Origin of the sequence: Hyalangium sp., assembly GCF_035629615.1 — a bacterium.
In the GTDB taxonomy this organism is placed as follows: domain Bacteria; phylum Myxococcota; class Myxococcia; order Myxococcales; family Myxococcaceae; genus Hyalangium.
On record NZ_DASPHO010000035.1, the window covers coordinates 1 to 10177 of the forward strand.

Consider the following 10177-nt stretch of genomic DNA (forward strand, 5'->3'; position numbering starts at 1 on the left):
CCTCGCGCACGTTGCTCTGCCCGTGCTGCTTCAGGCGGAGCCGGGCGATGAGCTTGGGGCCGATGAGCATCCCCAGCAGCAGCGCGAACACCCCCGCCGCGATGATGCGAAACGTGGGGTAGCGCAGGAAGTTGAGGATCCGGCCCGTGCCGGTGTCCTTCAACCACTCGTAAAGCATGAACAGCACTAGTGCGAACCTCCAGGCGCCGCGACGCCCGTGAGGGCCGCCACCACCCGCTCCAGCCGCATGCCGCGGCTGCCCTTCACCAGCACCACATCCCCCGCCTTCAGCTGGGGCTGCAGCCACGCCACCAGCGGCCCCACCTCGGTGAAGTGCGCCGCCGCGTCCCCCAGGCCAGAGGCCGCCCGGAAGCCCTTCTCCGAGCGAGGGCCAAAGAAAGCCACGCGCTGAACCTTGCCCGCCGCCCGCTCGCCCAGCGCCCGGTGCTCCTCCAGCTCGCCGGGCCCCAGCTCCAGCATGTCTCCGAGCACCGCCACCGTGCTCCCGCCCGAGGGCACCAGCGTGCGCAGCGTGTCCAGCGCCGCGTCCATGGAGGCCGGGTTGGCGTTGTAGCAGTCGTCCACCACGGTGATGCCGTTGAGCCCGTCCACCACATTGAGGCGCCGAGCGTAGGGCCGCGCCGTCTCCAGGCCCCGCGCGCACTCCTCGGGCGAGTAGCCCAGCGCGAGCCCCACCGCGAAGGCGCCCGTGGCGTTGAGCGCGTTGTGCTCGCCGATGAAGTGCAGCCGCACCGGCCACTCCTTGCCCTGGTAGCGCACCGTGGCTCGCAGGCCCTCGCGGCCCAGCGTCTCCACCCGCTCCAGCCGCACGTCCGCGGCCTGCGCGCGCCCGAACGTCAGCTTGCGCGCGTCGCTGCGGGCCGCCTGCGCCGGGAGGAGCGCGTCATCCAGGTTCACCACCGCGACGGCCTCGGGGCGCAGCTCGCGGAACAGCTCCCCTTCCGCCTCGGCCACGCCCTCGAGGCTGCCCAGCCCCTCGAGGTGCTCGGGCTGCACCACGGTGATGAGGCCCGCATCTGGCTGGACGATGCGCGCCAGCCGGGTGATCTCGCCCGGGTGGTTCATGCCCACTTCGATGACCGCCGCCACGTGCGACGGCTCCAGGCGGAAGAGCGTGAGCGGGACGCCCACCTCGTTGTTGAGGTTGCCCTCCGTCTTCAGCGCCGGCCCGCGCGTGGCGAGGATGGCGCCCACCATCTCCTTCGTCGTCGTCTTCCCGTTGGAGCCGCCCACTGCCGCTACGGGGATGCGGAAGCGCTGGCGATGGAAGCGAGCCAGCGCCCCCAGCGCCTCCTGCGTGTCCGGCACCGCGTAGAGGGGAAAGGTCCCCGGCAGCGGTGGCAGCGTCCGGTCATCTCGCACCACCGCGCCCGTCGCGCCACCCGCTCGTGCCTGGGCCAGGAAGGCGTGGGCATCGAAGCGGTCGCCATGGAGCGCCACGAAGAGGCAGCCCTGCGACAGCGCCCGCGTGTCGGTGCAGACCTCGGTGTACACCGCCGGGGCAAAGCCGGTGCGCCGGCTCGCCCCGGTCGCCTTTGCCACCTCTTCGTCCGTGAATCGAGCGACCATGGAGGCTCCGGCGTCGCGCTGCGCTCAGCTTTGCGGGGGGCGGCTCGCGAGCGCCTTGGCCGCGGCCTCGCGGTCATCGAACTGGCGCCGCTCGCTGCCGACGAGCTGGTACGTCTCGTGGCCCTTGCCCGCGATGAGCACCACGTCGTCCGCCTGCGCCAGGCCGATGGCCGTCTCGATGGCGGCCCGGCGATCCACGTCCACCAGGTAGCCCTTCTCGCCGCTCTTGGCCTTGCCCGCGGAGATGCGCCGCAGCCCGCCCTTCTCCAGGCCCGGCGTCACCTGGGAGATGATCTCCTCCGGATCCTCCGTGCGCGGGTTGTCGCTGGTGACGACCACCAGATCGGCGCCCTCGGCCGCCGCGGTGCCCATGAGCGGGCGCTTGCCCTTGTCCCGGTCCCCGCCGCAGCCGAACACGGCGATGACGCGGCCCTTGGCCAGCGTGCGCGTGGCCTCCAGCGCGCGCTTGAGGGCGTCATCCGTGTGCGCGTAGTCCACCAGCACCGAGGGCGCGGGCCCCGGCATGTAGTTCTCCACGAGCTCCATGCGGCCGGCGACCTTCGTCATGCGCTCGATGCCCGTCTGCACGTCCCGCCGGGCCATGCCCGCTCCCAGCGCCACGCCCGCCGCCGCCAGGATGTTCTCCAGGTTGTGCGGCCCCATCAGCCGGCTCTTCACGGGGATGTCGCCCGCGGGCGTCTTCAGCGTGGCCTTGATGCCCTGCAGGGAGTAGGAGACGTCCGTGGCGGAGATCTCCCCGGCGCCCTGGCGGCTGAACTTCCACGCCATGCGCTTCTGGCCCCGCAGCTCGTTGTAGACGCGCGAGGCGTAGGTGTCGTCCCCGTTCACTACCGCCACGCCGGTGGGCGACAGGTGCTCGGAGAAGAGCCGCCGCTTGGCCTGGAAGTAGTCCTCCAGGTCCTTGTGGTAGTCGAGGTGATCCCGCGAGAGGTTGGTGAAGGCCGCCGCCTTGAAGGTGAGCCCGTGCACACGCTCCTGGACCAGGGCGTGGCTGGACACCTCCATCACCACCGTCTCCACGCCCGAGTCCACCATCTCCTTGAGGATCCGGTGCAGCTCCAGCGCGTCCGGCGTGGTGTTCGCCAGCTCCACGGTGCGCCCGGCGACCTTGTAGCCCAGCGTGCCGATGACACCGGTGGAGGCGTACGCCGCGGTGCTCATGGCCTCCAGCAGGTAGGTGACCGTCGTCTTCCCGTTGGTGCCCGTGACACCCAGCAGCGTGAGCTGCTGCGCGGGCCGGCCGTAGAAGTTGGCCGCGATGAGGGCCAGCGCCTTGCGCGCGCTGCTCACCTTGAAGAAAGGCACCTGCGAGGAGCCCACGGGCTTCTCGGACACCACACCCACTGCACCGCGAGAGACTGCCTCCCCAATGTACTGGGCGCCATCCTCCTTCGTCCCAGGCACCGCTATGAAGAGATCACCGGCCTTCACTCGGCGAGAGTCCTGCGTCACCCCCGTTACATCCACTGAGGACCGACCGCCCGAGACCTGCTCCGCTCCACACCCTGCGAGGACATCCGTCAGCTTCATCGTTTCCCCTTCAGCACTGCAAGCGCGGGGCCCGGCCTGGTGCGGCCTCAGGGCCGCGTCGCCAGCTCCAGCGTCACCCGTGCCCCCTTGTCCACCAGCACACCGGCGGCGGGGGTCTGCGATACCACGCGTCCACTGCCCAACAATTGTGGCTCCAATGCCGAGGCGAGCAGTTTCACCACGGCCTCGCGCCCTACCTGCCCCTGCACGTCCGGTACACGCACCGTGCCAGACCCTTCACCCTCCTGGACGGCCACGGTGGGCCGCTCAGGGGTGGGCTTGGGAGTCAGAGGGGCTTTTGCCGCCACCGGGGGCGCGACCGGTGCTACCGCCACTTCCGGCGAGATCGTGCGCGAAGACGGCACGGCCAGGTGAGCCATGGCGGCGGTAGCGATTTCCTTGAAGGCGGGGGCAGCCACAAGACCCCCGTACACGTCTGTTTTCGGCTCGTCCACCACTACGAGTATGACAGCGCGCGGATTGTCGGCCGGTACGACGCCGACGAAGGAGGCGATCCGCTTGTCCGAGTACCCCCGGGCGACCGGGTCCGCCTTCTCTGCGGTGCCCGTCTTTCCAGCCACCCGGTACTCCTGCATAGCGGCCTTGGGAGCGGTGCCCTCCTTGGCTACCACGCTCTCGAGCATGCCAACCACCTGCCGTGCCACCTTGGACGACACAACGCGGCGAACCTCCACGGGGCGGTTCTCTAGCAGCACCACCCCATCCGGATCCACGACCTTCGAGACGAGGTAGGGCCGCATGAGGACGCCCTCATTGGCCAGGGCCCCGTAGCCGGCGGCGATCTGGACAGCGGTGGCCGTCATGCCCTGGCCGAAGGACTGGGTGGCCAGCGCCACCTCTGCCTTGGGGAAGGGGATGATGCCCTTGCCCTCGCCCGGCAGCGACAGGCCCGTGCGCTCGGCGAAGCCGAAGGCATGGTAGTAGGCCACCAGCCTCTCGCGCCCCAGCACCTGCCCCACCTTGGCGGCGCAGATGTTGGACGAGACCTGGAGGATGCCCTTCGCTGAGAGCCAGGCGTACGAGTGGGTGTCATTGATGGTGTAGCGGCCAATCCTCCACGCGCCGTTCTCGCAGAAGAAGACGTCCTCGGGCTTGAGGGCCTTCTCTTCCAGGGCCGCGGCGATGACGAAGGCCTTCGTCGTCGAGCCGGGCTCGAAGGCGTCCAGCGCGGCGCGGTTGCGGAGGGCCTCCTGCTGGGCCGAGCCCGGTGTGTTGGGGTTGAAGCCGGGGGCGTTGGCCAGGGCGAGCAGCTCGCCCGTCTTCGGATCCAACACCACCACCGTGCCCGCCACCGCCTTGGACTCCTCCACCGCGCGCACCAGCGCCTTCTCCGCCACGTACTGGAGGTGGCGATCCAGCGTCAGGGTGACGGAGGCGCCCTCGCGCTCGATCGGATCCAGCGTGCCCTGCATCAGCAGCTTGCGTCCCTTGGCGTCGCGGAAACCGGACAGGCTCGAGTTCTGCCCCGACAGCTCGTCATTGAAGGCCAGCTCCAGCCCCTCGAGGCCGCGCCCATCCGTGCCCACCACCCCCATCACCTGCGCCGCCAGCTCCCGCTGCGGGTAGAAGCGCTTGGGCTCCTTGGTGAAGCCCATCCCGGCCAGGCTCAGGGCCTTCACCGCCTCTACCTCCTGCGGCTTCGCCTGGCGCTTCACCCACGCGAAGCGCTTGCCGCGCTGCAGCCGGGCCTGGAGCTCCTCCGCGTCCTGCGCGCCCAGCTTCAGCGCCTTGGCCAGCGCACGAGCCGCCTTGCGCACATCCTGGAGCATGGACGGATCCGCCCAGATGGAGTCCACCTCCACGCTCTGGGCCAGCGGCGTGCCGCGCCGGTCGAAGATGTCGCCGCGCCGGGCAGGGATATCGATCTGGCGGACGTACTGATCCTGGGCCAGCTCGCGCAGCTTGTCCTGCTCGTAGACCTGGAGATAGACGGCGCGGCCGAAGGCCACCGCGAGCAGGCCCAGGAAGAGCCCGCCCATCAGCATCACCCGGAGCCGCAGCCACCGGGTGTTCGTCTCTGGGACGCGCGCCGCCTTGAGATCCCTCACCGAGCGTTCTCCCGCTCAGCCACACGCAGCCCCGCGGGCTTGCGCGCCTCGCCCTTGCCCTTGCGGCGCACGCCCGGCAGCTCCGGCTCCAGCGACATCACCGCCGAGCCCGGGGGCATCATCATGCCCAGCTGCTCGCGGGCCAGCTTCTCCAGCCGCGCCGGGGCCTTCAGCGTGGCCAGCTCCAGCTTGAGCCGATCATTCTCGCGCGTCAGGGAGCGGCCCTCGGACTCCGCCTTGGAGAGCCGGTAGCCCATGTCCACCACCAGCACCCGGCTGGTGACGTGGAGGATGCCCACCGCCGCGAAGAGGGCGAAGAGCAGCACCGCGGGCAGCAGGTGCACCAGCACGCGGCCCACCGACACTGTGTTTCGCGAGCTCACCTGGGTCATCGAATCTTCTCCACCACGCGCAGGTGCGCGCTGCGAGAGCGGGGGTTGGCCTCCACCTCTCCCTCCGAGGCGGAGACGGCCTTCTTCGTCAGCAGGGCGAAGTCGCCCGGGCCGCCACAGGCGCACACCGGCAGGCCCGGCGGGCAGCGGCACACGCCCACCAGGGTGCGGAAGGCCTCCTTCACCTTGCGATCCTCGAGCGAGTGAAACGAGATGACGGCAGCCCTTCCCCCGACCTTGAGCAGCTGGGGCAGCGCCATGAGCAGCGAGTCCAGCTCCTCCAGCTCGCGGTTGACGGCCATGCGCAGCGCCTGGAACGTCTTCGTCGCGACATGGATCTTCTTGGGCCACGCCTTGCGCGGCACCGCGCGCTTCACCACCTCCGCGGCCTCCAGCGTGCGCGTGGGCAGGGCGCGCTTGAGCTCCCGGGCGATGGGCCGCGAGAAGGACTCCTCGCCCAGCTCATAGATGATGCGGGCCAGCTCACGCTCGTCCTCCTCGGCGATCAGCTCCGCGGCGGTGCGGCCCTCGGGGCCCATCCGCATGTCCAGCGGCCCGTCCTTGTTGAAGGAGAAGCCGCGCTCGGCCACGTCCAGCTGCGGCGAGGACACCCCCAGATCCACCAGCACGCCCTCCACTGGGAGCACGTCCGCCGCCACCCGGGGCAGCTCGCCGAACGTGCCGGCGCGCGCCTGGAAGAGGGGATTGCCGCCCAGCCGCGAGGTGGCCGCCGCGAGCGCCACCGGATCGCGGTCCACGCCGATGACCGTGGCGCCCCGGGCCAAGAGCGCCTCCGCATGGCCACCGCCACCCAGTGTCCCGTCCACGATCACCTTCCCCGCTCCGGGTTGCAGCAGCTCCACCGTCTCTTCGAGCAGGACGGTCTGATGGCTGAAGGCCAAAGAAGGCCGCCTTAGACGAAAGGAGCCCGCATGAGCGCGAAGGCCGCGCGGGCATCGTTCATATGCGGGTACATCTCGAACCGATCGTGCGCGCCCGCCGCCCGGAAGATGGCGGCCAGGTACGGCGACAAGCCGGCCAGCTTGAGATCTCCCCCCGCGCGCCGGAACGACTCCGAGCGCGCCATCAGCGGCCGCACCCCCCGGTAGTCCAGGTGCGCCACCTCGCTGAAGTCGAGCACCACCTGGCGCACGCCGCGCTGCAGACGGCGCGCCAGCTCCTCGCACACCTGCGAGAGCTCCCGCTCCCCCAGCTCCCCCTCCAGCAGCACGGTCTCCACGCGGTCGCTGCTCGCGTCCGCCGCCAGAGTCCGCCTCGCCTCCGATACCTGGTTCATACACCTCCCTACACTCTCGGGTTTTCCGTAGTCCGTCGAGAAAATGGCTACTGCCGCAGCTCGGCGAGCACTCGGGCGACATCCACCGAGTCCGCCTGAGCCCTTGCGTCCTCCTGGGCCTTGGCCCAGCCGGCGCGGCTCCACAGCTCCATCACCTTCACCATCCCCACCCACACCACGTCCTTCTCCAGCGCCGCGTGCTGGCGCAGCGGCGGCGGCACGAGCACGCGGCCCATCTTGTCGAGCGGGCACTCCTGGGCGCTGGCCACGTAGAGGCGCATCAGCGTCTTCACCCCTGGCTCCATGGGGTTGCGCTTGCCCAGCGCGGTCTCGAGCGCCTCCCACTCGCGCACCGGGTACGCGTGGAGGCAGGGATCCAGCGCCGTCGTGAGGATGAGGCGCTCGTCGTAGGTGCCCACCAGCGTCTCCCGCAGGCGGGCCGGGAGGCTCGTGCGCCCCTTCGCGTCGATCTGGTGCTCATAGACGCCTCGGAACACGCGGAGCGCTTCCCCTCACGGGCGTGCCACCGCCCCACCACGGCACGGGATTTTCCACCACTCCTTGCCACTTCTTGCCACTGAGCCGCGGAAAATACGCGCCGCTCCCCACCCGGTCAAGAAATGCAACAGGCATGGATCGGCGGCGCTCGGTGGCGCTCGGCGGATCCGTGGGTGCGCGTGGCGCGGTGTGTGGCGTGCCCTCCGGAGTGTGCGTTGCCCGTCTGACGGGCCGTCTGCTAAGCCGGCGAGGCCTTCCCCAAAGCGGGAAGTCGCCCGTCCTCGCCGGGAGGACGCGTCGCATGGGGCGGTGCCATCGCGCCGGCCCTCAGGAGGCACAGCACATGTCGCGCATCATTCGTCTCTCGCTCCTCGCCGTTGCTACCACCGCCCTCGTGGCCTGTGGGGGTGGCGCCAAGCTGGGGGGTGGCAAGGAGGGCGCCGCGAAGGCCCTGTTCGAGGCCAGCCAGCCGGCGGGCAAGGGCGGCAACAGCAACGGCCAGAGCCTGCTGAGGGCGCTGGCGAGCGGCGCGGACACCACCGGCAACATCGAGGTGTCCGTGGACTGCGCCCAGGGCGGCTCGGTCAAGCTGAAGCTGGACCTCACCAGCGGCACCCAGAGCGGCTCCTTCAAGTACGCGCTGGAGTACAAGGGCTGCAACGAGGACGGCGTCAACGAGTTCAACGGCACCATGACGATGGAGCTCAGCCTCGCCGGCACCGCGACCTCGCTCGAGCTGGCCATGCGCCTCAAGGGCAAGATCGAGATCAGCGGCGACATCGATGACTTCATCGACGCGGACGTGACCGAGACGGTCTCCGTGGCGGCCACCAGCGCCACCTCGGGCTCGGTGACGGTCAAGCTGAACGGGACGATCAAGACCTCCGAGGGCAGCTACGTGTACACCAACGAGTCCGTCACCATTAACGTCGAGGGCGGCATCCCCCAGGACGACGGGAAGTCGTGATCATCCAGGCCTGACGGCTGAACAGGGAAAGGCCGGGCTACCCGCGAGGGAGGCCCGGCCTTGTGTTTTTCGGTGGGAGGCCAGAGCATAGGGGCGAGCCCGCGCATGCAGATCTCCGAGCAAGATTCCAGCGTCCGTCTGAAAGTCACCTACAAGACGCCCGAGGCGCTGATCGACGAGTACACGCGGAGCGTCGGCCAGGGGAGTGTGACCCTGGAGACGCGCCGGAGCCTGACGCGAGGCACGCGCTTCGTCTTCGAGATGCAGGCGGAGGGCGTGGCGCAGCCGGTGGAGGTGGTGGGCGAGGTGGTGCACATCACCCCGCGGCCGGGAGGGCGCTACCACCTGACGGTGAAGTACGCGACCGGGGTGGATCGGGTGGCGCTGGATGCGGTGCTGCAGCGCATCTTCGCGCAGGAGCAGGAGAAGATGCGCAAGTACCCGCGCATCCCCCTGAACGTGCGTGCCATCGAGTCCACGCCGTTCTCGCCGGTGTTCTACGTGCGGGACATCTCGCGCGGCGGCGTGGGGATGGAGGTGGACGCGCCCGCGCTGCCTCCGATGGTGAAGGTGGGGACGCCGTTCCTACTGGAGATGGAGCTGGCTCCGGGGCCGCTGCTGCTGCCCGGAGAGGTGGTGTGGGCGTCGACGGCCTTCCGGGCGCACTCGCCGGTGACACCGATCTTCGGCGTGGGCTTCACGGAGCCGCTGCCGAAGGACACGGCCGAGCGGCTGGAGTCGCTGCTGGCGCTGGACGCCCTGCCCCCGGGTCCCTGGTGGGCGCGCGTCAGCTTCGGACAGGAAGCCATCTCCCGGATGCCGTGAGGCGACTCACCACCTCACCCCGGGCGCGCTCTTGCCGAACCTGTCTGCTTGTATGACAGGTTTGCTGACGCCCAGCCTGGCTGACCCTCATTGAAGGTCGCCTTCCGACGCTTCCCAGAGCGGGAAGCCACCGGCCTGCTCCACCGCCGTCACCACCTGCTCGCGCAGCTCCGCGGGGTTGTACGGCGTGAAGCGCTGCAGCTGCGCCACCCTCGCCAGGTGCTTCTGGAGCGCCTCGCCCTGGGCCGAGCTGCACAGCGCACGACGGGTGCGGTCGAAAGAACGCGCCATGGCGTCCATCCCGTACAGCCGCGTCATCGCCACCCGCGTCGGATCCAGCGTCCCGTTGGAGGCGCTCTGGCGCGTGCGCGTCACCATCGAGTCCATGGCGAACGCGTCCATCACCACGTCCGCCAGCCCCGCGAGCACCTCCTGGTGCTGCTCCAGCTCCGTGCCGAACGTCTCCGCCGCCACCTTGAGGCCATAGAGCGCCATGCGCTTGAGGAGCTCGGCCACCTGCTCCTCCTCCGCCAGCGCATCGTCCCGGCGCGGGCGTGGCAGCGTCCCCTGGGTGAGCTCCTCCTCCACGGACTGAGCCACGGCGAACAGCGGCAGCTCGCCCTTCACCCCTCGCTTCAGGAACAGCCCGGAGATGAGCATCCGGTTGATCTCGTTGGTGCCCTCGAAGATGCGGTTGATGCGCGCGTCTCGATAGGCCCGCTCCACGGGGTACTCCTCGATGAAGCCCGCTCCCCCGTGGATCTGCACCGCGTCGTCCACGTTCTGCCCGGCCGCCTCCGAGCCGAACACCTTCATGATGGAGGACTCGATGGCGTACTCCTCGATGGAGGCGATGACGTGCGCGTCGTGGTCCGTCGCCTGCCGATCCCGCTCGGCCAGCCGCGCGTCCACCAGCCCCGAGGTGCGGTACGTCATGGTCTCCGTGGCGTAGATGAGCGTGGCCATGCGCGCGAACTTCTCGCGGGTG

10 protein-coding genes and 1 pseudogene are annotated in these 10177 nt (G+C 69.9%); 2 read left to right on the forward strand and 9 right to left on the reverse strand.

Translation table 11 applies throughout. The features are described 5' to 3' along the window. The 8 genes and pseudogenes from mraY to mraZ form a co-directional block, all read right to left on the reverse strand. Positions 1-187 (reverse strand): annotated as a pseudogene (gene mraY / locus VD972_RS01580) (phospho-N-acetylmuramoyl-pentapeptide-transferase); the annotation flags it as partial. Next, positions 187-1590: a UDP-N-acetylmuramoyl-tripeptide--D-alanyl-D-alanine ligase gene (locus VD972_RS01585; protein ID WP_324979660.1), complete on the reverse strand. Its 1404-nt coding sequence runs from the start codon at positions 1588-1590 to the stop codon at positions 187-189. The pseudogene mraY and the gene VD972_RS01585, both read right to left, overlap by 1 nt. 24 nt (positions 1591-1614) lie before the next feature. Further along, positions 1615-3141 (reverse strand): UDP-N-acetylmuramoyl-L-alanyl-D-glutamate--2,6-diaminopimelate ligase, encoded by a 1527-nt coding sequence (locus tag VD972_RS01590; RefSeq protein WP_324979663.1) that lies wholly within the window; start codon positions 3139-3141, stop codon positions 1615-1617. A 47-nt stretch (positions 3142-3188) separates the two neighbouring features. Further along, the gene (locus VD972_RS01595; RefSeq protein WP_324979665.1) at positions 3189-5210 is read right to left on the reverse strand and encodes a penicillin-binding transpeptidase domain-containing protein; all 2022 of its coding nucleotides are present in this window, start codon (positions 5208-5210) and stop codon (positions 3189-3191) included. After that, entirely contained in the window at positions 5207-5602 is a 396-nt protein-coding gene (gene ftsL, locus VD972_RS01600; RefSeq protein ID WP_324979668.1) for a cell division protein FtsL, read from the reverse strand. Before ftsL ends, VD972_RS01595 begins: the two co-directional genes overlap by 4 nt. After that, on the reverse strand, positions 5599-6504 hold the full coding sequence (gene rsmH / locus VD972_RS01605; RefSeq protein ID WP_324979671.1) for a 16S rRNA (cytosine(1402)-N(4))-methyltransferase RsmH: 906 nt from the start codon (positions 6502-6504) through the stop codon (positions 5599-5601). Before rsmH ends, ftsL begins: the two co-directional genes overlap by 4 nt. A gap of 11 nt (positions 6505-6515) precedes the next feature. Continuing rightward, entirely contained in the window at positions 6516-6899 is a 384-nt protein-coding gene (locus tag VD972_RS01610) for an STAS domain-containing protein (RefSeq protein WP_324979674.1), read from the reverse strand. 47 nt (positions 6900-6946) lie between these two features. Continuing rightward, a complete protein-coding gene (gene mraZ, locus VD972_RS01615; protein WP_324979677.1) occupies positions 6947-7396 on the reverse strand; it encodes a division/cell wall cluster transcriptional repressor MraZ in 450 nt (149 codons plus the stop codon). Positions 7397-7740: 344 nt separating this feature from the next. On the opposite strand from mraZ, the gene VD972_RS01620 reads away from it, so the two are divergent. Continuing rightward, entirely contained in the window at positions 7741-8364 is a 624-nt protein-coding gene (locus VD972_RS01620) for a hypothetical protein (RefSeq protein ID WP_324979679.1), read from the forward strand. Positions 8365-8469: 105 nt separating this feature from the next. Continuing rightward, a complete protein-coding gene (locus VD972_RS01625) occupies positions 8470-9189 on the forward strand; it encodes a PilZ domain-containing protein (protein ID WP_324979682.1) in 720 nt (239 codons plus the stop codon). Between the two features lie 87 nt (positions 9190-9276). Here the strand turns inward: VD972_RS01625 and VD972_RS01630 are convergent. Beyond that, a partial coding sequence (locus VD972_RS01630; RefSeq protein WP_324979684.1) for an acyl-CoA dehydrogenase family protein occupies positions 9277-10177 on the reverse strand: 901 nt, incomplete at its 5' end.

Coding starts and splice junctions, on each gene's coding strand:
- VD972_RS01585 (WP_324979660.1), bottom strand. CDS start 1,590: ATGGTCGCTCGATTCACGGACGAAGAGGTGGCAAAGGCGACCGGGGCG.
- VD972_RS01625 (WP_324979682.1), top strand. CDS start 8,470: ATGCAGATCTCCGAGCAAGATTCCAGCGTCCGTCTGAAAGTCACCTAC.
- VD972_RS01590 (WP_324979663.1), bottom strand. CDS start 3,141: ATGAAGCTGACGGATGTCCTCGCAGGGTGTGGAGCGGAGCAGGTCTCG.
- ftsL (WP_324979668.1), bottom strand. CDS start 5,602: ATGACCCAGGTGAGCTCGCGAAACACAGTGTCGGTGGGCCGCGTGCTG.
- VD972_RS01620 (WP_324979679.1), top strand. CDS start 7,741: ATGTCGCGCATCATTCGTCTCTCGCTCCTCGCCGTTGCTACCACCGCC.
- VD972_RS01610 (WP_324979674.1), bottom strand. CDS start 6,899: ATGAACCAGGTATCGGAGGCGAGGCGGACTCTGGCGGCGGACGCGAGC.